A 23,298-nucleotide genomic window follows, 5' to 3' on the forward strand; every position below is an offset into this window, starting at 1 on the left:
GTCGAGCCGCGAGAACCCTGCAACAGGAGGTATGCGCAGGCCACAGAGCCGGCCCATGACTCACACACCGACAGACCAGGTACGAGCCCACTTCACCGTACCCGCCAAGCACCCGATGGTGACCGTGCTCGGCTCGGGCGACGCCCTGCTCCGCGTGATCGAGCAGGCCTTCCCCCGCGCCGACATCCACGTGCGCGGCAACGAGGTCAGCGCGGTGGGCGAGGCCACCGAGGTGGCCCTCATCCAGCGGCTGTTCGACGAGATGATGCTGGTGCTGCGCACGGGGCAGCCGATGACGGAGGACGCGGTGGAACGCTCGATCGCCATGCTCAAGGAGGAGACCGGGGGAGCGGCCGCCGAGACGCCGTCCGAGGTCCTCACCCAGAACATCCTCTCCAGCCGTGGCCGCACCATCCGCCCCAAGACGCTCAACCAGAAGCGGTACGTCGACGCGATCGACAGGCACACGATCGTCTTCGGCATCGGCCCGGCCGGTACCGGCAAGACCTACCTCGCCATGGCGAAGGCGGTCCAGGCCCTGCAGTCCAAGCAGGTCAACCGGATCATCCTGACCCGGCCCGCCGTCGAGGCGGGCGAGCGGCTCGGCTTCCTGCCGGGCACGCTCTACGAGAAGATCGACCCGTACCTGCGGCCGCTGTACGACGCGCTGCACGACATGCTCGACCCCGACTCGATCCCGCGCCTGATGGCGGCCGGCACGATCGAGGTCGCGCCGCTGGCGTACATGCGCGGCCGGACGCTCAACGACGCGTTCATCATCCTCGACGAGGCGCAGAACACGAACCCCGAGCAGATGAAGATGTTCCTGACCCGGCTCGGCTTCGACTCGAAGATCGTCATCACCGGCGACGTGACCCAGGTCGACCTGCCCAACGGCACCAGGAGCGGCCTGCGGCAGGTCCAGGACATCCTCGACGGCGTCCAGGACGTCCACTTCTCCCGCCTCACGTCGCACGACGTCGTACGGCACAAGCTGGTCGGCCGTATCGTCGACGCGTACGAGAAGTACGACACCCGCAACGGGCGCTGACAACTCAGAGCGAGAGACCGAACAGCCACATGTCGATCGACGTCAACAACGAGTCCGGCACCGAGGTCGACGAGCAGGCGATCCTCGACGTCGCCCGCTACGCGCTCGCGCGGATGCGGATCCATCCCCTGTCCGAGCTGTCGGTGATCATCGTGGACGCCGGGGCGATGGAGCAGCTGCACCTCCAGTGGATGGACCTGCCGGGCCCGACGGATGTCATGTCCTTCCCGATGGACGAGTTGCGTCCGCCCTCGAAGGACGACGAGGAGCCCCCGCAGGGGCTCCTCGGCGACATCGTGCTCTGCCCCGAGGTCGCCGAGCGGCAGGGCCGCGAGGCGCCCACGGCGCACTCCATGGACGAGGAGCTCCAGATGCTCACCGTCCACGGGGTGCTCCACCTCCTCGGCTACGACCACGAGGAGCCCGACGAGAAGGCCGAGATGTTCGGGCTCCAGGCGGCGATCGTCGACGGCTGGCGGGCGGAGAAGGGCCTGACCGGCCCCTCCCCGGCGCCGACCGTCTCATGACCGGCCGACTCGTCCTGGGCGTGGTCGCCCTGGTCGTCGTCGCGTGGCTCGCTGCCTGCGCGGAGGCGGGCCTCGCGCGCGTCTCCGGCTTCCGGGCCGCCGAGGCGGTGCGGTCCGGGCGGCGCGGCGCGGCCAGGCTCGCCCAGGTGACCTCCGACCCCACCCGGTACCTGAACGTGGCGCTGCTGGTCCGGGTCGCCTGCGAGACGGCGGCCGGCGCGCTCGTCACGTACGCCTGCCTGGAGGAGATCTCCGGGACCTGGAGCGCGCTGGCCGCGGCGATCGGCGTGATGGTGCTCGTCTCGTACGTCGCCGTGGGCGTCTCGCCGCGGACGATCGGCCGCCAGCACCCGCTGAACACGGCGACGGCCGCCGCGTACGTGCTGCTGCCGCTGGCCCGGATCATGGGCCCGGTCCCGCAGCTGCTGATCCTCGTCGGCAACGCGCTCACCCCGGGCAGGGGCTTCCGCAAGGGGCCGTTCGCGTCCGAGGCGGAGCTGCGGGCCATGGTCGACCTGGCGGAGCGGGAGTCCCTCATCGAGGACGAGGAGCGCCGCATGGTGCACTCGGTCTTCGAACTGGGCGACACGCTGGTCCGCGAGGTGATGGTGCCGCGTACGGACCTGGTGTCGATCGAGCGGTACAAGACCGTCCGGCAGGCCCTCACCCTCGCGCTGCGCTCGGGCTTCTCGCGCATCCCGGTCACCGGGGAGAGCGAGGACGACGTGGTCGGCATCGTCTACCTGAAGGACCTGGTCCGCAAGACCCACATCAACCGGGAGGCGGAGGCCGACCTGGTGTCCACGGCGATGCGGGCGGCGACGTTCGTCCCCGACACCAAGAACGCCGGCGACCTGCTGCGCGAGATGCAGCAGGAGCGCAACCACTGCGCGGTGGTCATCGACGAGTACGGCGGCACGGCCGGGATCGTCACCATCGAGGACATCCTGGAGGAGATCGTCGGCGAGATCACCGACGAGTACGACCGCGAGCTGCCGCCGGTCGAAGAGCTCGGCGACGGCCGCTACCGGGTGACGGCCCGCCTCGACATCGGGGACCTCGGCGAGCTGTTCGGGCTCGACGCGTACGACGACGAGGACGTGGAGACGGTCGGCGGGCTCCTGGCCAAGGCGCTTGGCCGGGTCCCGATCGCCGGGGCGACGGCCGTGGTGGACCTGCCCGACGGACGGGCGCTGCGGCTGACCGCCGAGTCCCCGGCGGGCCGCCGCAACAGGATCGTGACCGTGCTGGCGGAGCCGGTGCCGCGGGAACCGGAGGACGAGGCCGCGTGACCCCCGGGCGGCCGGGGCGCCCCGGCCGCCCGGACCCCGGCGCCGCGGTGGAGGGGCTCCCCTCCGGCCCGCGGGCCCCGGGTTCCGGGGCCGTAGGGAAGGCGTTCCGCCCCGGCGCGCTCGACGCGCGGCCCCTCGCCGCGGACCCCGGACGCGAGCCGGGGCACGCGGTCCGCCCGTGCGCCGGCCACCCGGACGTGATCGTCCCCGGCCACCGCGTGAGCGAGTGCCACCGGAACACGGCGACCGCTTCCCGGCCGCCGGCGCCCCCTCGGTCGGCCGGCGGAGGACTCCCGCGGCCCGGTCGCCGCCGGTCCGCCGGGGACCGGGCGGCCGCGTCCGCACCGTCCGCGGTCTTGCCGGCGGCCGGCCGGCGGCGGTGGCGTATCCTCACTGCGGCCCGCAAGGGCGGGGAGGGGGAACGCTGGCTCCCCGAGACGACCACAGCGATGGGGAGCACACCTCTATGCGTATCCGTACGTACCGCGGCACCGTCGTGGCGCTCACCGCGTCCGCCCTCCTCCTGACCGCCGCGTGCGGTGGCCCGTCCGACGGGAAGGACGGCGGGGGCGGTCCGGACGGCGGCCGCGGCACCGGGCAGAAGCCGGCGTCCGCCCCGCTCACCGAGGCCCAGATGAAGGCCGGCCTCCTGGAGGCCGGCGACCTGCCGGCCGGCTGGAAGGCCGGGACCACCATGCCCGCGGAGGGCCGGCCGAAGGCGGAGAAGCCCGAGTGCCAGCCGCTGGCGATGCTGATGTCCGCCGAGGTGGAGGGCACCACGAAGGGCGGTGAGCGCGACTTCCGCGGGCCGGGCGACAGCGTCCTGGCCCAGATGGTCCTCACGTACCCCGACGGGGCCGGCGCGGCGGCGTTCGTGAAGGGGCTCGACGGCGCCGTCGGCAGGTGCCGGTCCTTCACGACCGTCCAGGACGGCCGGAGGATGTCGGTCACCGCGGAGGAGTTGACCGCTCCTAAGGTCGGCGAGGAGGCCTTCGCCGTGCGGCTCACGATGGACATCCCGCAGCTCGGCATGGAGCTGAAGACCGACGTGCTGGTCGCCCGCCAGGGCGCCGGGATCACCCGCCTCGGGTACCTGCCGGGCGCCGAGCCGGACCCCGCCGCCTTCGACGACCTGGCCAAGCGCGGTGGCGACAAGTTCGCCGAGGGCGCGCGGAGCTGAGGCTCCCGCCGCACGGGCGGCCGGTGCGCTCCCGGCCGCCCCGCTTATGCTCGGGGCATGACGCAGAGCACCGAACTCGACCCCGAGGACCGCAAGATCATCACCTTGGCGCGCAGCGCCCGCGCCCGCAACGGCGTGCCCGAGGGCGCGGCGGTGCGGGACGAGACCGGGCGGACCTACGTCGCCGGGACGGTCGCGCTGGACTCGCTCCGGCTGAGCGCGCTGCAGACCGCCGTGGCGATGGCCGTGGCCAGCGGCGCCAGGTCCCTGGAGGCGGCGGCCGTCGTGTCCGAGGCGGAGACCCTCGCCGACGCCGACCGCGCCGCCGTCCGCGACCTGGGCGGCCCCGCCACCCCGGTCCTCCTCGCCGGCCCCGACGCGGAGGTGCGCGCCCGGGTGACGGCAGGCTGAGCGCGGGCCCGGCCCGTGCGCCGCGGCCCGGGGCGCACGGTACGTGGCCCGTGCCGGGATCGGGGAGAATGGCCCCCATGAGCGTTCGTACACCAGAAACCGAAGCGACCCACCGCGCGGGCTTCGCCTGCTTCGTCGGCCGCCCCAACGCCGGCAAGTCCACCCTCACGAACGCTCTGGTCGGTCAGAAGGTGGCCATCACCTCCAACCGCCCCCAGACCACCCGGCACACCGTGCGCGGCATCGTGCACCGGCCCGACGCCCAGCTCGTGCTGGTCGACACCCCGGGCCTGCACAAGCCGCGCACCCTCCTCGGCGAGCGGCTCAACGACGTCGTCCGCACGACGTGGGCGGAGGTCGACGTGATCGGCTTCTGCCTGCCCGCCGACCAGAAGGTCGGCCCCGGCGACCGGTTCATCGCCAAGGAGCTGGCGGGGATCGGGAGGACCCCGAAGGTCGCGATCGTCACCAAGACCGACCTCGTCGACTCCAAGGCGCTCGCCGAGCAGCTCGTCGCCGTCGCCCGGCTCGGCGAGGAACTGGGCATCGAATGGGCGGAGATCGTCCCGGTGTCGGCCGTCGGCGGCGATCAGGTCCGGCTCCTCGCCGACCTGCTCGTCCCGCTGCTGCCCGAGGGTCCGGCGCTCTACCCGGAGGGCGATCTCACCGACGAGCCCGAGCAGGTCATGGTCGCCGAGTTGATCCGCGAGGCCGCGCTGGAGGGCGTACGGGACGAGCTGCCGCACTCCATCGCGGTGGTCGTCGAGGAGATGCTGCCCCGCGAGGACCGCCCCGCCGACAAGCCGCTGCTGGACATCCACGCCAACGTCTACATCGAGCGCCCCAGCCAGAAGGGCATCGTCATCGGGCCCAAGGGCAAGCGCCTGAAGGAGGTCGGCATCAAGTCCCGCAAGCACATCGAGGCGCTGCTCGGCACTCCGGTCTTCCTGGACCTGCACGTCAAGGTCGCCAAGGACTGGCAGCGCGACCCCAGGCAGCTGCGGAAGCTCGGGTTCTGACCCGGGCGCGGGAGGGCCCGGGTCAGGCGCCCTCCCGCAGCACGCGGGAGACCAGCTCGCGCTGCGCCCCGGTCAGGCGCGGCTCCGCGCAGCGGACCGTGCGGCCGTCGACCGTGATCTCGTAGCCGAAGCCGTCCGGCACCCCGGGCACGCCCTGCGTCGGGTCCCCGGTCGCGGCCTCCTCCAGCACCGCCCCGGCCAGGGCCCGCCAGACGTCCGCGTCGGGCCGGTCGGCGGTGTCCACCTCCGCCCGGCGCTCGATGCCCGCGAAGCCGCCCGTACGCCGCACCTCGATACGCATGGCCTCCGTCTACCCCCTGGTCGGCACTCCCACCGTCGACCACGCCTTGAGCACCGCCTCGGCCTCCGCGCCGCCGTCGCCGAACCGCTCGCGCGCCGCCGCCACCGTCAGCCGGGCGAACGCCGCGAAGTCGGCCGTCTCCTCGAGCTTGCCGCCCGTCAGCACGTCGTACCAGATCCGCCCGGCCCGCTCCCAGGCGTGTCCGCCCAGTGCCGTGGCCACCAGGTAGAAGGCGTGGTTGGGGATGCCCGAGTTGATGTGCACCCCGCCGTTGTCGGCGGCCGTGTCGACGTAGTCCTCCATCTTCGCGGGCTGCGGGTCCTTGCCGAGGACCTCGTCGTCGTACGCCGTGCCGGGGGCCTTCATGGAGCGCAGCGCCACGCCCCGCACCCGGTCCGACAGCAGGCCCGCGCCGATCAGCCAGTCCGCCTCCTCGGCGGTCTGGCCCAGCGCGTACTGCTTGACCAGCGACCCGAACACGTCCGACACCGACTCGTTCAGCGCGCCGGGCTGGCTGAAGTAGGCGAGGTTCGCGGTGTACTGCGTGACGCCGTGGGCCAGCTCGTGGCCGATCACGTCCACCGGGAGGGTGAAGTCCTTGAAGATCTCGCCGTCCCCGTCGCCGAACACCATCCGCTCGCCGTTCCAGAAGGCGTTGCCGTAGTCCCGGTCGTAGTGCACCGTCGCGTCCAGCGGCAGTCCGGCGCCGTCGATGGAGTCCCGCCCGTAGGCGCTCAGGAACAGCTCGAACGTCGTGCCGAGGCCGGCGTACGCGCGGTTGACGGTCGCGTCCCGGGTGGGCCCGTCGCCCTCGCCCCGGACCTTCCGGCCGGGCAGCCGGGTGCGGTGCTCGGCGTCGAAGACCGTGCGGCGCGGTTCGCCCGAGGCCGCCGGCACGTCGCGCGGGGCGGGGCGGAGACCGGTGACCGTGGTGAGACGGCGGGCCGTGCGGTTCGCCTCGTCGGTGACCAGGGTGCGGCGGGCGGCCTCGGCGACGGCGGGGTCGGAGGAGCGGGCCAGTCTGTCCAGGAGGTGGGGCGGGACGATCGTGCAGAAGACCCGTGCGGGTGAGGAGTGCGCAGTCATGTGTGGCAATGTGGCAGTCGGTCACCTTCATGTCACTGCTCGTGAAGGCGAATTGACGAAAAGGAGTGACAATTCACGTCCCGACGGTTATCGGGTGGGAATCCCGCATACTGGAACGGCGCCCCCGTCTCCGCGACCCTGGGCTACGCTGCTGCGCATCATGCGTTTCGGGCTGCTTCTCCTTAGCCGCCGCGGCGAGGGCCCGTAGTCGTAGGCCGACCCCCTCCCCGCGGAGTCTGGTGCTGCTTCGACCCGTCGGCCGTCCTCCCGCTGGACCCGAGGAGCCCCACGCGATGCCCCAGCCCGCACCCCAGCCCGTCGGCCGCCGCACGCCGCTGACCAACGCGACGCACACCCAGAGGCCGTCCGGGATGCCGATCCACCGGTACGGCGCGTACGAGGCCGTCGGCCTCCCCGACCGCACCTGGCCCGACCGGCGGATCACCAAGGCGCCGCGCTGGCTCTCCACCGACCTGCGCGACGGCAACCAGGCCCTGATCGACCCGATGTCCCCCGCCCGCAAGCGGACCATGTTCGACCTGCTCGTACGCATGGGCTACAAGGAGATCGAGGTCGGCTTCCCGTCCTCCGGCGAGACCGACTTCGCGTTCGTCCGGTCGATCATCGAGGAGGGGGCGATCCCCGAGGACGTGACGATCTCCGTGCTGACCCAGGCCCGCGAGGACCTGATCGAGCGGACCGTGGAGTCCCTGCGCGGCGCCCACCGGGCGACCGTGCACCTGTACAACGCCACCGCGCCGGTCTTCCGCCGGGTCGTCTTCCGCGGCTCCAGGGACGACGTCAGGCGGATCGCCGTGGACGGCACGCGCCTGGTGGTGGAGTACGCCGACAAGGTCCTCGGCGACGACACGGTCTTCGGCTACCAGTACAGCCCGGAGATCTTCACCGACACCGAGCTGGACTTCGCCCTGGAGGTCTGCGAGGGCGTCATGGACGTCTGGCAGCCCGAGGAGGGCCGCGAGATCATCCTCAACCTGCCGGCGACCGTGGAGCGCTCGACCCCCTCCACGCACGCGGACCGGTTCGAGTGGATGTCCCGCAACCTCTCCCGCCGCGCCTTCGTCTGCCTCTCCGCGCACCCGCACAACGACCGCGGCACGGCCGTCGCGGCGGCGGAGCTCGCCGTCATGGCCGGCGCCGACCGGATCGAGGGCTGCCTGTTCGGCCAGGGCGAGCGCACCGGCAACGTCGACCTGGTCACCCTGGGCATGAACCTGTTCAGCCAGGGCGTCGACCCGCAGATCGACTTCTCGCAGATCGACGAGATCCGCCGGACCTCCGAGTACTGCAACCAGATGGAGGTCCACCCGCGCCACCCCTACGCGGGCGACCTGGTCTACACCGCCTTCTCCGGCTCCCACCAGGACGCCATCAAGAAGGGCTTCGACGCGATGGAGGCCGACGCCGCGGCCGCGGGGAGGAGCGTCGACGAGATCGAGTGGGCCGTCCCGTACCTGCCGATCGACCCCAAGGACGTCGGCCGGTCCTACGAGGCGGTCATCCGGGTCAACTCGCAGTCCGGCAAGGGCGGCATCGCGTACGTCCTGAAGAACGACCACAAGCTGGACCTGCCGCGCCGGATGCAGATCGAGTTCTCCAGGATCATCCAGGCGAAGACCGACGCCGAGGGAGGCGAGGTCACCCCGGCCGACATCTGGGCCGTCTTCCGGGACGAGTACCTGCCCAACCCGGACGACCCGTGGGGCCGCATCCAGCTGCGCTCCGGTCAGGCCACCACCGACAGGGACGGCACGGACACCCTGGCCGTCGAGGCCGTCGTCGACGGCGTCGACACGGTGCTGACCGGCTCCGGCAACGGCCCGATCTCCGCGTTCTTCGACGCGCTGAGCGCCGTCGGGGTCGACGCCCGGCTGCTGGACTACCAGGAGCACACGATGAGCGAGGGGGCCTCGGCCCAGGCCGCCTCGTACATCGAATGCGCCATCGACGGCAAGGTGCTGTGGGGCGTCGGCATCGACGCCAACACGACCCGCGCCTCGCTGAAGGCGGTCGTCTCGGCCGTCAACCGCTCCGCGCGCTGACACCGCCCGCCGCCTCCCGCCCGCCCTCCGGGGCGGGGCCGGGGCGCCCGCACCCCCCTCCCCGGCACCCGCCCGGGGAGGGGGCCCTTCCCTGGCCGTGCGCGCCCCCGTCCCGGGCCTCCGTCGGGGGGCGGGGTTCGGCCATGTCCGCGGCGTTCTCACGACGGGGTACTGACGTCACATCACCGATGTGGCTAACATCACGTCCACATCGGCGAGACGGCCGAGGCCCCAGGAGGTGCGACGTGCTGCCAGCGCGGGAAACACGCGGATCGAATGGCCGGAAAGTCCACATCTGTTCCGTTCGCACCTCGTGGCACACCATCGGCGACGGCGAATTCTTCTGCCCCGGCTGCGGCGGCGACCGCAACTACCGGCGCCGCACCGGCCGCCGCCGCCTCACCGTCCTCGGCGTCCCGGTGCTGCCGCGCGGACTGGCGGGCCCGGTCGTCGAGTGCGCCGCCTGCCACGACCGCTTCGGCACGGAGGTGCTGGACCACCCCACGACGGCCCGGTTCTCGGCGATGCTCCGCGACGCCGTGCACACGGTGGCCCTCGCCGTCCTCGCCGCCGGCGGCGCGTCGTCGCGGACGGTCGTGCGGACCGCGGTGCGCGCCGTACGGGACGCCGGGTACGACGACTGCACGGCCGACGGCCTCGTCGACCTCGTCGAGGCGCTCGCCGCGGACACCGGCCGCTACCTCGGGGGTGCCGACGGGCCCTACGGAGCCGCCCTCGCCATCGAGCTGCACGAGGTGCTGGAGCCGCTCGCCCCCCACCTGGCGGCCGCCGGGCGGGAGTCGCTCCTCCTCCAGGGCGCCCGCATCGCCCTGGCGGACGGCGCGTACATCCAGGCCGAGCGGGACGTGCTCGCCACCGTGGGCGACGCCCTGCTCCTCCGGCCCGGCGACACGGCCCGGCTCATGGAGGCGGCGCGCACCCCGTTCTGAGCGCCCCGCCGCGACGGGGCGCCGGGACGGGGCGCGCCGCGGAACCGGTCGCCTCCCGGCGGCCCGCGTCAGACCTCGACGCCGCTCGCCCGCAGCATCTCCTCACGCTCCACGATCTTCACGCGCTCGCGGCCCCCGGCCTCGCCGCGAGCCCGCTCGGCCGCGTCCAGCCGGTACCAGCCGTCCCACGTCGTGTACGCGACGCCCCTGCCCCGCAGGAACTCCACCACGGCGTCCTCACCCGGCGCGTCCGGCGTGTGCAGCCGACCCTCGCGGTGGTCCTCCAGCAGGTTCGCGACGGTCTCGTTGGCATCGCCCTTGGTGTGGCCGATCAGGCCGACCGGACCGCGCCGGATCCAGCCGGTCACGTAGGTGGACGTGACGTGCTCGCCGCCCTCCACCACCCGGCCGCCCTCGTCCGGGACGGTGCCGGAGGCGGCGTCCCACGGGAGCTTGGGCAACTCCTCGGAGAGGTAGCCCACCGCGCGGTACACGGCCTGGACGTCCCAGGCGGTGAACTCGCCGGTGCCCCTCACGTTGCCGGTGCCGTCCAGCTCGGTGCGCTCGGTGTGCAGGCCGACGACCCTGCCGTCCTCGCCGAGGATCTCGGCGGGCGACTCGAAGAAGTGCAGGAACAGCTTGTGCGGCCGGTCGCCGACGTCGCGTATCGCCCAGTTCTCCAGGATCTTGGCGACCATGTCGACCTGCTTGTTGGAGCGCCGCGCGTCGATGGAGCCCTGGTCGTAGTCGATGTCCTCGGGGTCGACGACGACCTCGATGCTGGGGGAGTGGTCCAGCTCGCGCAGCTCCATGGGGCTGAACTTCGCCTGGGCCGGGCCGCGGCGGCCGAAGACGTGGACCTCCCGCGCCCTGTTGGCCTTCAGGCCCTCGTAGACGTTCGGCGGGATCTCGGTCGGCAGCAGCTCGTCGGCGGTCTTGGCGAGGACGCGCGCCACGTCCAGGGCGACGTTGCCCACGCCCAGCACCGCGACCTTCTCGGCCTCCAGGGGCCAGGTGCGCGGCACGTCGGGGTGGCCGTCGTACCAGGAGACGAAGTCGGCGGCGCCGTGGGAGCCGTCCAGGTCGACGCCGGGGACGGCCAGGTCCCGGTCGGCGTCGGCGCCCGTGGAGAAGACCACCGCGTCGTAGAAGGCGCGCAGGTCGTCCAGGGTGATGTCGGACGGGTAGGAGACGTTCCCGAAGAGGCGGACCTGCGGCTTGTCCAGGACCTGGTGGAGCGCCGTGACGATGCCCTTGATCCGCGGGTGGTCGGGGGCGACGCCGTACCGGATGAGGCCGAACGGCGCCGGCATCCGCTCGAACAGGTCGATGGAGACGCCCGGGTCGCCGGCGGCCTCGGACTTCAGCAGCGCGTCGGCGGCGTAGATGCCGGCCGGGCCGGCGCCGACGACAGCGACCCGCAGGGGGCGGGGCATGGCAGGTTCCCTTCGACGGTCGGTACTCCCCACCCGCCCGCCTCACGGGCGACGGGGTGGAGCGGTACCCGCTCCGGAGCTATGGCTACATAAGGCATGCTTATGTAATCTCGAAGCATGACTTGGAGTGCGCGACCCGGTCGGGCCGTGCCACCACCCTATGGGGAGCCTCGCGGCCCCCGCGCCGCGGGTCGGCGCCGGGGGCGGGGAGCGGGGGCCCGCGCCCCGCCCGGTACGGGACAATGGGGCCATGAGTCTGTTCCGGGATGACGGCGTCGTGCTGCGCACGCAGAAGCTGGGCGAGGCCGACCGGATCATCACCTTCCTCACCCGCGGCCACGGGCGCGTACGGGCCGTCGCGCGCGGGGTGCGCCGCACCAAGTCGAAGTTCGGCGCCCGGCTGGAGCCGTTCTCGCACGTGGACGTCCAGTTCTTCGCCCGCGGCTCCGAACTGGTCGGACGCGGGCTGCCGCTGTGCACCCAGACGGAGACCATCGCCCCGTACGGGGGCGGCATCGTCACCGACTACGCCCGCTACACGGCCGGCACGGCCATGCTGGAGACCGCCGAGCGGTTCACCGACCACGAGGGAGAACCCGCCGTCCAGCAGTACCTGTTGCTCGTCGGCGCCCTGCGCACCCTGGCGCGCGGCGAGCACGCCCCGCACCTGGTCCTCGACGCCTTCCTGCTGCGCTCGCTCGCCGTCAACGGCTACGCGCCCTCCTTCGAGGACTGCGCCCGCTGCGGCATCCACGGGCCGAACCGGTTCTTCTCGGTCGCGGCGGGCGGCGTGGTCTGCGGCGACTGCCGGGTGCCCGGCAGCGTCGTACCCTCGGCGGAGGCGGTCGGCCTGCTCGGCGCGCTGCTGACCGGTGACTGGGCGACGGCGGACGCGTGCGAGCCGCGCCACGTCAGGGAGGGGAGCGGACTGGTGTCCGCCTATCTGCACTGGCACCTGGAGCGCGGACTGCGCTCGCTGCGTTACGTCGAGAAGTAGAGAACTTAGGAGAAGTGAGCCGCATGGCCATGGCACGACGCGGAATCCTCGGGCGCTCCAAGCGGCAGTACAAGGACCCCGATCCGCATCCGTCCGGCGCGCGCCCGCCGCGGATCCCCGCCGAGATGGTGCCCGGCCACGTGGCGATCGTCATGGACGGCAACGGCCGCTGGGCCAAGGACCGCGGCCTGCCCCGCACCGAGGGCCACAAGGTCGGCGCCGAGCGCGTCCTCGACGTGCTGCAGGGCGCGCTCGAGATGGGCGTCGGCAGCATCTCCCTGTACGCCTTCTCCACCGAGAACTGGCGGCGCTCCCCCGACGAGGTGCGCTTCCTGATGAACTTCAACCGGGACTTCATCCGCAAGACCCGCGACCGGCTCGACGAACTCGGCATCCGGGTCCGCTGGGTCGGCCGGATGCCCAAGTTGTGGAAGTCGGTCGCCCAGGAGCTCCAGATCGCCCAGGAGCAGACCGGGGACAACGACCGCCTCACGCTGTACTTCTGCATGAACTACGGCGGGCGCGCCGAGATCGCCGACGCGGCGCAGGCCCTCGCGCAGGACGTGGGGGCGGGCCGGCTGGACCCGTCGAAGGTCACCGAGAAGACCTTCGCGAAGTACCTCTACTACCCCGACATGCCGGACGTGGACCTGTTCCTGCGGCCCAGCGGCGAGCAGCGGACGTCCAACTACCTGCTGTGGCAGAGCGCGTACGCCGAGATGGTCTTCCAGGATGTACTCTGGCCCGATTTCGACCGCCGGGACCTGTGGCGGGCCTGCCTGGAGTACGCCCAGCGCGACCGCCGCTTCGGCGGCGCCGTGCCGAACGAGCAGCTCCTCGCGATGGAGGCCGCCATACGGGGCGACGAGGCCCCCGGCGCCGACGGCTGACCCCGGAACGCCCCCGTACGCGTCGGGGGCGCGGCTCCCCGGGGAGCCGCGCCCCGGGGCGCGGTCGGCGGTCAGTCCCGGGAGGCCGCCGCGCACTCCGCGCACGTGCCGAAGATCTCGACCGTGTGCGCCACGTTCACGAAGCCGTGCTCGGAGGCGACGGACTCGGCCCACTCCTCGACGGCCGGGCCCTCCACCTCGACGGCCTTGCCGCAGCCGCGGCACACCAGGTGGTGGTGGTGCTCCCCCGTCGAGCAGCGGCGGTAGACGGCCTCGCCGTCGCTGGTGCGCAGCACGTCGACCTCGCCCGCGTCGGCGAGGGACTGCAGGGTGCGGTAGACCGTGGTGAGGCCCACGGAGTCCCCGCGGTGCTTGAGCATGTCGTGCAGCTCCTGCGCGCTGCGGAACTCGTCCACCTCGTCCAGCGCCGCCGCGACGGCGGCGCGCTGCCGGGTCGACCGCGCGCGTACGCCGGATCCTGCCGTCGCCACAGGTGCCTCCTTGCCCTCGGCCCGCTCACCGGTACGCCCTGTGCGTCCGATCACGTCAGGCCATTCTGCCAGCCATCGCACCGGGATCCCGCGGCCCCGGCGCCGCCGACCGCGGTTTTCAGACCCGGACGTCGTCGTCCGCCGCTCCCGGGGAGGGCCGCGCGCCGTCGCCGCGCCCCTGCGCCGCGGCCCCCGCCGCCCGGGCGCGACGCCGGGCCAGCGGTGCGGCCAGCGCGGTGAACACCACGAACACGGCGATGGCCAGCAGCACGATCGTCGCGCCGGGCGGGACGTCCTGGTAGTACGTGGTGACGGTGCCGGCCAGCGTCACCGCCGTACCGATGAGCACCGCCGCCGCGAGTGTGGCGCGGAAGCTGCGCGTCAGCTGCTGCGCCGCCGCCACCGGCACCACCATCAGGGCGCTGACCAGCAGCAGCCCCACGACCCGCATGGCGACGGTCACGGTCACCGCGGCCGTCACGGCGACGAGCAGGTTCAGCGCCCGCACCGGCAGGCCGGTCACCCGCGCGAACTCCTCGTCCTGGCTCACAGCGAACAGCTGGCGGCGCAGCCCCAGCGTGACCGCCATCACGAACGCCGCGAGCACGCAGATCGCGGTCACGTCCTCCCGGGACACCGTCGCCAGCGAGCCGAACAGGTAGCCGACCAGGTTGGCGTTGGAGCCGTCGGGGGAGAGGCCGGTCAGCAGGACGCCGCCGGCCATGCCGCCGTAGAAGAGGAGGGCGAGGGCGATGTCGCCGCGTGTGCGCCCGTACATGCGGATCAGCTCCATCAGGACGGCGCCGGCGACCGAGACGAGCCCGGCGACCCACACGGGGTTGGCCGACATCAGGAAGCCGAGGCCGACGCCGGTCATGGCGACGTGGCCGATCCCGTCGCCCATCAGGGCCTGCCGCCGCTGCACCAGGTGGATGCCGACGGCGGGCGCGGTGACGCCGACCAGGACGGCGGCGACGATCGCCCGCTGCATGAACGCGTGGTCGAGGAATTCCATGGTCAGGTCAGCAGTCCCAGGCGGAGCGGCTCGTCGGCCGCGTGCGGGTGTACGTGGTCGTGGCCGGGCAGCGCGTGCTGGCCGACGGCCTGCGGGGGCGGGCCGTCGTGGACGACGCACCCGTCGCGCAGGACGACCGCGCGGTCGATCAGCGGCTCCAGCGGACCCAGCTCGTGCAGGACGAGCAGCACGGTCGCACCGTTCGCGACCTGCTCGCGCAGGGTCGCGGCGAGCACCTCCTGGCTGGCCAGGTCGACGCCCGCCATCGGCTCGTCCATGATGAGCAGCTCCGGCTCGGACGCCAGGGCGCGGGCGATCAGCACCCGCTGGTGCTGGCCGCCGGAGAGCGCCCACACCGAGTCCCCCGCCCGGTCGGCGAGACCGACCAGCTCGACGGCCCGGTCCACGGCCGCGCGGTCCGCCCGGGACGGCCGGCGCAGCCCCGTCCGCGAGAGCCGTCCGGACGCCACGACCTCGCGGACCGTCGCCGGGACGCCGCTGGCGGCGGTGGTGCGCTGCGGTACGTAACCGACGCGCGCCCAGTCGCGGAAGCGGCGCAGGTCGGTGCCGAACAGGGCGACCGTGCCGCCGGTGAGCGGGACCCGGCCGATGACGGAGCGGACGGCGGTGGACTTGCCGGAGCCGTTGGCGCCGAGCAGGGCGACGACCTCGCCGCGCCGGACGGCGAAGTCGACCCCGCGCAGCACGGGACGGGAGCCCAGCGTGGCCGTGGCCGCCCGGACGGAGATGACGGGCTCGATGCTCACCGGGCCTCCAGTGGGTGTGCGGGAAGGGCGGGAGGGGTCACTTCGCGCCGAGGGCCTTCCGGAGGGCCGCCAGGTTGGCCTCCATGACCTCGAAGTAGTCAGTGCCCTTGGAGCGCTCGGTGATTCCCTCCAGCGGGTCCAGGACGTCGGTCCTCAGGCCGGTGTCCCGTGCGAGGGTCCTGGCGGTGCGGTCGCTGGCGAGGGTCTCGAAGAAGACCGTGGTGACCTTCTCCTTCTTCGCGATGCCCTGGAGCTCCTTGACGCGGGCGGGACTGGGGTCGGACTCGGGGTCGAGACCGGAGATGCCCTCCTGGTCGAGGCCGTACCGCTCGGCGAGGTAGCCGAACGCCGAGTGGGTGGTGATGAAGGTGCGGGTTGCGGTGGTCTTCAGGCCGTCGCGGAACCGGGTGTCGAGGGCGCGCAGCCTTTTCGCCAGCCCGTCGGCGTTCTTCTCGTACGCCGCCGCGTTGGCCCGGTCGGCCTCGGCGAGCCGGTCGCCGACGCCCTCGGCGATCTCCGCGTACTTCACCGGGTCGAGCCAGACGTGCGGGTCGCCGCCGGCCTCGCTCGCGTGGTCGTGCCCGTCGTGCCCCCCGGACTCCCCGGCGCGGGGCTCCTCGGTGCGGGCCTCGTGCGCGCCGTGGTCGTGGTCCTCGTGCGTGCCGTGCGCCTCGAGGGTGGTGAGCGACGCGGCGTCCACCGTGTGCTCGACGCCCGCCTGCTCGATCGCCTCGTCGACGGCGGGCTGGAGGCCCTTGAGGTAGAGGACGAAGCCGGCGTCGCCGAGCTCGGCTATCTGGCGCGGCTTGAGCTCCAGGTCGTGGGGCTCGGCCCCGGGCCGGGTCAGCGTGGTCACGGAGACCTTGTCGCCGCCTATCTGCTCGGCCAGGAACCGCATCGGGTAGAACGACGCCACGACATCCAGTTTGCCGTCTTCGCCCTTCTCCGCACCTCCGGAGGGTCCGGAGCAGGCGGAGAGGGCGACCAGGCCGAGGGCGGCGGCGCCGGCGACGGCGGCGGTGGACAGGGAGCGTCGTGCGTTCATGACAGTCATTTTCAACCTTTCTGGAAACGATTGTCAACAAAGCGACCAAGTGGCCGCCGCCACCCATCGATTTGATCCCGGGGGCGCGCCCGCCGCTAATCTGAGGCATTCGCCGTTCGTCACCGTCGTATGAAGAGAGCACCGTGGCCGCCGACAAGATCGACACCATCGTCAGCCTGAGCAAGCGCCGTGGCTTCGTCTACCCCTGTAGTGAGATCTACGGCGGTCAGCGCGCCGCCTGGGACTACGGGCCGCTCGGTGTGGAGCTGAAGGAGAACATCAAGCGCCAGTGGTGGCGCTACATGGTCACGTCCCGCGAGGACGTCGTCGGCCTCGACTCGTCGGTGATCCTGGCCTCCGAGGTCTGGGAGGCCTCCGGCCACGTCGCGACCTTCACCGACCCGCTCACCGAGTGCACCTCCTGCCACAAGCGCTTCCGCGCCGACCACCTGGAGGAGGCGTACGAGGAGAAGCACGGCCGCCCGCCCGCGAACGGCCTCGCCGACCTGAACTGCCCCAACTGCGGCAACAAGGGCCGGTTCACCGAGCCCAAGCAGTTCTCCGGCCTGCTCTCCACCCACCTCGGCCCCACCCAGGACTCCGGTTCCGTCGCCTACCTGCGCCCCGAGACCGCGCAGGGCATCTTCACCAACTTCGCCCAGGTGCAGCAGACCTCGCGTAAGAAGCCGCCGTTCGGCATCGCGCAGATGGGCAAGTCCTTCCGGAACGAGATCACTCCCGGCAACTTCATCTTCCGCACCCGTGAGTTCGAGCAGATGGAGATGGAGTTCTTCGTCAAGCCCGGCGAGGACGAGACGTGGCAGGAGTACTGGATGGAGCAGCGCTGGAACTGGTACACGGACCTGGGTCTCCGCGAGGAGAACATGCGCTGGTACGAGCACCCGAAGGAGAAGCTCTCCCACTACTCGAAGCGCACCGCCGACATCGAGTACCGCTTCCGGTTCGGCGGCAGCGAGTGGGGCGAGCTGGAGGGCGTCGCCAACCGCACCGACTACGACCTGACCGCGCACTCCCGGGCCTCCGGCGCCGACCTGTCGTTCTTCGACCAGGAGGCCGGCGAGCGCTGGACCCCGTACGTGATCGAGCCGGCCGCCGGCGTGGGCCGCACCATGCTGGCCTTCCTCCTCGACGCGTACGTCGAGGACGAGGCGCCCAACGCCAAGGGCAAGATGGAGAAGCGCATCTCGCTGCGGCTCGACCCGCGCCTGGCGCCGGTCAAGGTCGCGGTCCTGCCGCTCTCCCGCAACCCGGAGCTCTCCCCGAAGGCCAAGGGCCTCGCCTCGGACCTCCGCAGGAACTGGAACATCGAGTTCGACGACGCGGGTGCCATCGGCCGCCGCTACCGCCGCCAGGACGAGATCGGCACGCCCTTCTGCGTCACCGTCGACTTCGACACGCTCGAGGACAACGCGGTGACCGTCCGCGAGCGCGACTCGATGAAGCAGGAGCGCGTCTCCCTCGACCAGATCCAGGGCTACCTCGCCGCCCGCCTGGTCGGCTGCTGACGCACCCCGGCACGGCGGCGCGAGGCCCCCGGTCCCCTCGAAGGGGCCGGGGGCCTCGCGCCGCCCGCGCTCCGGGGATGTCCGGATGCCCCTGCGCGCCCCGCCCGGTACGGGCGCCCCCGTGTTCCCCTTCCCCCCGATCCACGAGTGAGAGCGCGCCGGGCCTCGACGCCCGCGGCGCCCCGGCAGACGTCCGGATGACTTCGCACCCCGGGGAGAGCCCCGTGGCCAGGAGCCGCGGCAACCTGCTCGGCGTGGGCGGGCAGCGCGGGAAGCTGCGCCGCCTGGAGCGGCAGGGTTCCGCGTCCCGCGGCGCCGGGCCGGCGGCGGACGCCGCCGACGCCAGGCAGGAGCTCCTGCGCAGGATGCGCGAGCGCACCCGCGCACAGGAGCAGGAGGGCTGACCCCTCCGCGCCCCCCGGGCCCGGCCGCCTTCCCGGTGGCCGGGCCCGCGCCCGCCCGGCGACCGCGCGCGGTACGGGACAATGGGGCGCATGACCGCGTTCAGCCCCCTCTCCATCGGCCCGCACACCGTGCAGCCGCCGGTGGTGCTCGCCCCGATGGCCGGTATCACCAACGCACCGTTCCGCACGCTCTGCCGCGAGTTCTCCGGTGGCCGGGGCCTGTTCGTGAGCGAGATGATCACCACGCGGGCGCTGGTCGAGCGCAACGAGAAGACCATGCAGCTCGTCCACTTCGACGCCTCCGAGACGCCGCGCTCGATCCAGCTGTACGGAGTGGACCCCGTCACGGTCGGCAAGGCCGTCCGCATGATCGTGGACGAGGACCTCGCGGACCACGTCGACCTGAACTTCGGCTGCCCCGTCCCCAAGGTCACCCGCAAGGGCGGCGGTTCGGCGCTGCCCTTCAAGCGGCCGCTGCTGCGGGCGATCCTTCACGAGGCGGTGGCCAACGCCGGGGACCTGCCGGTCACCATGAAGATGCGCAAGGGCATCGACGACGACCACGTCACCTACCTCGACGCGGGCCGCATCGCCGTTGAGGAGGGCGTCACCGCGATCGCCCTGCACGGCCGCACCGCCGCCCAGCACTACGGCGGCACCGCCGACTGGGACGCGATCGCCCGGCTGAAGGAGCACGTCCCGGAGATACCGGTGCTCGGCAACGGCGACATCTGGTCCGCGGACGACGCGCTGCGGATGATGCGCGAGACCGGCTGCGACGGGGTCGTCGTGGGCCGCGGCTGCCTGGGGCGCCCGTGGCTGTTCGGGGACCTCGTGGCCGCGTTCGAGGGCACGGGCGGGGCGGCGGCGCCCACGCTGCGCGAGGTCGCGGACGTCATGGTGCGCCACGCCCGGCTGCTGGGGGAGTGGATCGGGGACGAGGCGCGGGGTGTCGTCGACTTCCGCAAGCACGTCGCCTGGTACCTGAAGGGCTTCGCCGTCGGGTCCGACATGCGCAGGCGGCTGGCGGTCACGTCCTCCCTGGAGGAGCTGCGCGCTCAGCTGAGCGCGCTCGACCTGGACCAGCCGTGGCCGGCGGGCGCCGACGGGCCGCGGGGCCGGACGTCCGGCAACAACCGGGTCGTCCTGCCCGACGGCTGGTTGAAGGACCCGTACGACTGCGCCCCGGTGGGCGCCGACGCGGAGCTGGACACGTCGGGCGGCTGAGCCGCGGGTGGACCCCAGTCGTCCGGATCATGGATTCGAGGGGCGGGGAGTAGCGTGATTCTCGCCACCCCTGATCGCCGGCATGCTCAGATGAGCATGTGTCGAGTGGCTGCACTTCTCAAAGGGTGGCACTGAGTGCCACCTTTTCTGCCTTCATGCAGTGAAGTCAGATGTGAGTGGCGGATGCTCAGATGAGCGCTTCTTGGGTAGTCTTCGACCATGCCGCTTCAAGGGGTGAAGTGTTTGGGTCCTGGAGGGCAATCATCACGTAACTTTCGATCTGCTGGCGGACGGGTGGTTAAGGCCGTACGACGGGTAGGCGTACCTCCCCAGACACCTTCGATCTGGGTATGTTCCTCGCCGTCAGGGCAGTCACGTCGTCCTCGAGGAGTCGAGACCCGTGTCGGAAAACAAAGATCAGAAGTTCGTGTACGACTTCACCGAGGGCAACAAGGACCTCAAGGACCTCCTCGGTGGTAAGGGTGCCAACCTCGCCGAGATGACCAACCTGGGTCTCCCGGTGCCTCCGGGCTTCACGATCACCACCGAAGCGTGCAAGGTCTACCTGGAGAGCGGCGCCGAGCCGCCCGCGCTCCGCGACGAGGTGAGCGCCCACCTCGACGCGCTGGAGCGGAAGATGGGCAAGAAGCTCGGCCAGGCCGACGACCCGCTCCTGGTCTCGGTGCGCTCCGGTGCGAAGTTCTCCATGCCCGGCATGATGGACACGGTCCTCAACATCGGCCTCTCCGACGCCTCCGTCGAGGGCCTCGCCAAGCAGTCCGGCGACGAGCGGTTCGCCTGGGACTCCTACCGGCGCCTCATCCAGATGTTCGGCAAGACCGTCCTCGCCGTCGACGGCGATCTTTTCGAGGAGGCTCTGGAGGAGGCGAAGAAGGCCAAGAAGGCCGCGGTCGACACCGATCTGGAGGCCGCCGACCTCAAGAAACTCGTCAAGCAGTTCAAGAAGATCGTCAAGGCCGAGGCCGGCCGCGAGTTCCCGCAGGACCCGCGCGAGCAGATGGACCTCGCCATCAAGGCCGTCTTCGACTCCTGGAACGGCGACCGCGCCAAGCTGTACCGCCGCCAGGAGCGCATCCCGCACGACCTCGGCACCGCCGTCAACGTCTGCTCGATGGTCTTCGGCAACCTCGGCCCGGACTCCGGCACCGGCGTCGCCTTCACCCGCGACCCCGCCTCCGGCCACCAGGGCGTCTACGGCGACTACCTGCAGAACGCCCAGGGCGAGGACGTCGTCGCCGGCATCCGCAACACCGTGCCGCTCGCCGAGCTGGAGTCGATCGACAAGAAGTCGTACGACCGGCTCATGGGCATCATGGAGACGCTGGAGAACCACTACAAGGACCTCTGCGACATCGAGTTCACCATCGAGCGCGGTCAGCTGTGGATGCTCCAGACCCGCGTCGGCAAGCGCACCGCCGCGGCGGCCTTCCGGATCGCCACCCAGCTCGTCGACCAGGGCCTCATCGACGAGGCCGAGGCGCTCCAGCGCGTCAACGGCGCGCAGCTCGCCCAGCTGATGTTCCCGCGCTTCGACGAGGGCGCGAAGGTCGAGCAGATCGGCCGCGGCATCGCCGCGTCGCCGGGCGCCGCCGTCGGCAAGGCCGTCTTCGACTCGTACACCGCCGTCAAGTGGTCCCGCTCCGGCGAGAAGGTCATCCTCATCCGCCGCGAGACCAACCCGGACGACCTGGACGGCATGATCGCCGCCGAGGGCATCCTCACCTCGCGCGGCGGCAAGACCTCGCACGCCGCCGTCGTCGCCCGCGGCATGGGCAAGACCTGCGTCTGCGGCGCCGAGGAGCTGGAGGTCGACACCAAGCGCCGCCGGATGACCGTGCCGGGCGGGCGCGTCGTCGAGGAGGGCGACGTCGTCTCCATCGACGGCTCCACCGGCAAGGTGTACCTGGGCGAGGTGCCGGTCGTGCCGTCGCCGGTCGTCGAGTACTTCGAGGGGCGGATGCACGCCGGCGCCGACGACGCCGACGAGCTGGTCCAGGCCGTCCACCGGATCATGGCGTACGCGGACCGCGTCCGCCGGCTGCGCGTCCGGGCCAACGCCGACAACGCCGAGGACGCCTCGCGCGCCCGCCGGTTCGGCGCCCAGGGCATCGGCCTGTGCCGCACCGAGCACATGTTCCTCGGCGACCGCCGCCAGTACGTCGAGCGGCTGATCCTCGCCGACACCGACGCCGAGCGGGAGGAGGCCCTCCAGGCGCTCCTCCCGCTGCAGAAGGGCGACTTCGTCGAGCTGTTCGAGGCGATGGACGGGCTGCCCGTCACCGTCCGCCTGCTCGACCCGCCGCTCCACGAGTTCCTGCCCGACATCACCGAGCTGTCGGTGCGCGTCGCCCTCGCGGAGGCCCGCAAGGAGCCCCACGAGAACGAGCTGCGGCTGCTCCAGGCGGTGCACCGGCTGCACGAGCAGAACCCGATGCTGGGCCTGCGCGGCGTCCGCCTCGGCCTGGTCATCCCGGGCCTGTTCACCATGCAGGTGCGGGCCATCGCGGAGGCGGCCGCCGAGCGCGTCGAGGCCAAGGGCGATCCGCGCGCCGAGATCATGATCCCGCTGGTCGGCACCGTGCAGGAGCTGGAACTGGTCCGCGACGACGCCGAGCGGGTCATCGCCGAGGTGCAGCAGCGCACCGGTGTCGACCTGAAGCTGGCGCTCGGCACGATGATCGAGCTGCCGCGCGCCGCCGTCACCGCCGGGCAGATCGCGGAGTGCGCCGAGTTCTTCTCCTTCGGCACCAACGACCTCACGCAGACCGTCTGGGGCTTCTCCCGCGACGACGTGGAGGCCAGCTTCTTCACCGCGTACCTGGAGAAGGGCATCTTCGGGGTGTCGCCGTTCGAGACGATCGACAAGGACGGCGTCGGCGCCCTGGTGCGCAGCGCCGTGGAGTCGGGCCGGGCCACGCGCCCCGACATCAAGCTCGGCGTGTGCGGCGAGCACGGCGGTGACCCGGAGTCGGTGCACTTCTTCCACGAGGTGGGCCTCGACTACGTCTCCTGCTCGCCGTTCCGGATCCCGGTCGCCCGCCTGGAGGCCGGCCGGGCCGCGGCCCAGTCGGGCGGCAGCGACAGCCGCTGACCTCCCGGCCCCGCCGCGGCGCGCCCGCGGCGGGGCCCCGCGAACACCGGGGCCGTCGTCCGTCACCCACCCTCACCGGCCGGCGGCGGCCCCGGGCCGGGGAAGCACGGGGCGGACATCTCCGCGGGGGACGCCCGCCCTGTGGCGTTTCCTCGCCGTTCGCGCCCCGGAAGGAGCGCGTTCCCCTGGATTAAGGCCGGTTGAATTCCGCGTCGGTTGAAGGGTCGGACCGTTTGCGGAAGGTGGACGGAGCGTCGATTTCACTGCTCAGTCGAGCAAACAAACGGCGGAGCGCGGCCACCGGATCCCCACCCGCCGGCCGCGCCCCATTACCCCTGTCGGACAGGAGAGCCGTAACCTTTCAGTCCCGCCGCCGGGCGCGGGAAGCCCCCCACGGTCCTCCGACGCGCCACCTCGGTCCTGAAGGTTTTCTGTCCGACGGCGTACAGCTTTTCGGTTACCGGCCGTCTCTCGCGATGCGTTTCAACTGTGGCTGAAATGCCATGGT

Annotated in this window: 21 protein-coding genes; 14 read left to right on the forward strand and 7 right to left on the reverse strand. The window is 72.2% G+C overall.

Annotated features, from left to right (window positions below; translation table 11 throughout):
• Positions 1–55 precede the first annotated feature (55 nt).
• The 6 genes from LUW75_RS17365 (at position 56) to era (ending at position 5,480) form a co-directional block, all read left to right on the forward strand.
• Complete coding sequence (locus tag LUW75_RS17365; RefSeq protein WP_250336428.1) at positions 56–1,051, forward strand: PhoH family protein; 996 nt, start codon at positions 56–58, stop codon at positions 1,049–1,051.
• Positions 1,052–1,080: 29 nt separating this feature from the next.
• Positions 1,081–1,578, forward strand: coding sequence for an rRNA maturation RNase YbeY (ybeY, locus tag LUW75_RS17370; RefSeq protein ID WP_250336429.1), 498 nt, complete (start codon positions 1,081–1,083; stop codon positions 1,576–1,578).
• The gene (locus LUW75_RS17375; protein WP_250336430.1) at positions 1,575–2,870 is read left to right on the forward strand and encodes a hemolysin family protein; all 1,296 of its coding nucleotides are present in this window, start codon (positions 1,575–1,577) and stop codon (positions 2,868–2,870) included. The genes ybeY and LUW75_RS17375 overlap by 4 nt, the downstream gene beginning before the upstream one ends.
• Before the next feature lie 466 nt (positions 2,871–3,336).
• Complete coding sequence (locus LUW75_RS17380; RefSeq protein ID WP_250336431.1) at positions 3,337–4,050, forward strand: hypothetical protein; 714 nt, start codon at positions 3,337–3,339, stop codon at positions 4,048–4,050.
• 57 nt (positions 4,051–4,107) lie between these two features.
• The gene (locus tag LUW75_RS17385; RefSeq protein ID WP_250336432.1) at positions 4,108–4,461 is read left to right on the forward strand and encodes a cytidine deaminase; all 354 of its coding nucleotides are present in this window, start codon (positions 4,108–4,110) and stop codon (positions 4,459–4,461) included.
• 68 nt (positions 4,462–4,529) lie between these two features.
• Positions 4,530–5,480, forward strand: a complete 951-nt coding sequence (gene era, locus LUW75_RS17390; protein WP_250336433.1) for a GTPase Era — start codon at positions 4,530–4,532, stop codon at positions 5,478–5,480.
• A gap of 22 nt (positions 5,481–5,502) precedes the next feature.
• Here era and LUW75_RS17395 read toward each other — a convergent pair whose 3' ends face one another.
• Together LUW75_RS17395 and LUW75_RS17400 are read right to left on the reverse strand one after the other, a co-directional pair.
• Positions 5,503–5,781, reverse strand: a complete 279-nt coding sequence (locus LUW75_RS17395) for a protealysin inhibitor emfourin (RefSeq protein WP_250336434.1) — start codon at positions 5,779–5,781, stop codon at positions 5,503–5,505.
• 9 nt (positions 5,782–5,790) lie between these two features.
• Entirely contained in the window at positions 5,791–6,867 is a 1,077-nt protein-coding gene (locus tag LUW75_RS17400; RefSeq protein ID WP_250336435.1) for a M4 family metallopeptidase, read from the reverse strand.
• Positions 6,868–7,160: 293 nt separating this feature from the next.
• On the opposite strand from LUW75_RS17400, the gene leuA reads away from it, so the two are divergent.
• The gene (gene leuA / locus LUW75_RS17405) at positions 7,161–8,930 is read left to right on the forward strand and encodes a 2-isopropylmalate synthase (protein WP_250336436.1); all 1,770 of its coding nucleotides are present in this window, start codon (positions 7,161–7,163) and stop codon (positions 8,928–8,930) included.
• Positions 8,931–9,175: 245 nt separating this feature from the next.
• Positions 9,176–9,880, forward strand: a complete 705-nt coding sequence (locus LUW75_RS17410) for a TerB family tellurite resistance protein (protein ID WP_250336437.1) — start codon at positions 9,176–9,178, stop codon at positions 9,878–9,880.
• A gap of 68 nt (positions 9,881–9,948) precedes the next feature.
• On the opposite strand, the gene LUW75_RS17415 is transcribed toward LUW75_RS17410, so the two are convergent.
• Positions 9,949–11,316 (reverse strand): FAD-dependent oxidoreductase, encoded by a 1,368-nt coding sequence (locus tag LUW75_RS17415; protein ID WP_250336438.1) that lies wholly within the window; start codon positions 11,314–11,316, stop codon positions 9,949–9,951.
• A gap of 250 nt (positions 11,317–11,566) precedes the next feature.
• Here LUW75_RS17415 and recO point away from each other — a divergent pair, with 250 nt between their 5' ends.
• Both recO and LUW75_RS17425 read left to right on the forward strand, forming a co-directional pair.
• A complete protein-coding gene (gene recO, locus LUW75_RS17420; protein ID WP_250336439.1) occupies positions 11,567–12,313 on the forward strand; it encodes a DNA repair protein RecO in 747 nt (248 codons plus the stop codon).
• 29 nt (positions 12,314–12,342) lie between these two features.
• Entirely contained in the window at positions 12,343–13,203 is an 861-nt protein-coding gene (locus tag LUW75_RS17425; protein ID WP_250337712.1) for an isoprenyl transferase, read from the forward strand.
• Positions 13,204–13,274: 71 nt separating this feature from the next.
• On the opposite strand, the gene LUW75_RS17430 is transcribed toward LUW75_RS17425, so the two are convergent.
• The 4 genes from LUW75_RS17430 to LUW75_RS17445 all read right to left on the reverse strand — a co-directional run bounded on the left by LUW75_RS17430 (position 13,275) and on the right by LUW75_RS17445 (position 16,521).
• A complete protein-coding gene (locus LUW75_RS17430) occupies positions 13,275–13,694 on the reverse strand; it encodes a Fur family transcriptional regulator (protein ID WP_250336440.1) in 420 nt (139 codons plus the stop codon).
• A 118-nt stretch (positions 13,695–13,812) separates the two neighbouring features.
• Entirely contained in the window at positions 13,813–14,709 is an 897-nt protein-coding gene (locus LUW75_RS17435) for a metal ABC transporter permease (protein WP_250336441.1), read from the reverse strand.
• A 2-nt stretch (positions 14,710–14,711) separates the two neighbouring features.
• Complete coding sequence (locus tag LUW75_RS17440) at positions 14,712–15,476, reverse strand: metal ABC transporter ATP-binding protein (RefSeq protein WP_250336442.1); 765 nt, start codon at positions 15,474–15,476, stop codon at positions 14,712–14,714.
• Positions 15,477–15,513: 37 nt separating this feature from the next.
• Entirely contained in the window at positions 15,514–16,521 is a 1,008-nt protein-coding gene (locus LUW75_RS17445; RefSeq protein WP_250336443.1) for a metal ABC transporter substrate-binding protein, read from the reverse strand.
• Between the two features lie 143 nt (positions 16,522–16,664).
• On the opposite strand from LUW75_RS17445, the gene LUW75_RS17450 reads away from it, so the two are divergent.
• The 4 genes from LUW75_RS17450 to ppdK all read left to right on the forward strand — a co-directional run bounded on the left by LUW75_RS17450 (position 16,665) and on the right by ppdK (position 22,790).
• Positions 16,665–18,047, forward strand: coding sequence for a glycine--tRNA ligase (locus LUW75_RS17450; protein ID WP_250336444.1), 1,383 nt, complete (start codon positions 16,665–16,667; stop codon positions 18,045–18,047).
• A gap of 224 nt (positions 18,048–18,271) precedes the next feature.
• On the forward strand, positions 18,272–18,451 hold the full coding sequence (locus tag LUW75_RS17455) for a DUF6243 family protein (protein ID WP_250336445.1): 180 nt from the start codon (positions 18,272–18,274) through the stop codon (positions 18,449–18,451).
• 90 nt (positions 18,452–18,541) lie between these two features.
• On the forward strand, positions 18,542–19,678 hold the full coding sequence (dusB, locus tag LUW75_RS17460; protein ID WP_250336446.1) for a tRNA dihydrouridine synthase DusB: 1,137 nt from the start codon (positions 18,542–18,544) through the stop codon (positions 19,676–19,678).
• Positions 19,679–20,078: 400 nt separating this feature from the next.
• On the forward strand, positions 20,079–22,790 hold the full coding sequence (ppdK, locus tag LUW75_RS17465; RefSeq protein WP_250336447.1) for a pyruvate, phosphate dikinase: 2,712 nt from the start codon (positions 20,079–20,081) through the stop codon (positions 22,788–22,790).
• The last annotated feature ends 508 nt before the right edge of the window (positions 22,791–23,298 follow it).

Source organism: Streptomyces sp. MRC013 (assembly GCF_023614235.1).
Taxonomy (GTDB): domain Bacteria; phylum Actinomycetota; class Actinomycetes; order Streptomycetales; family Streptomycetaceae; genus Streptomyces.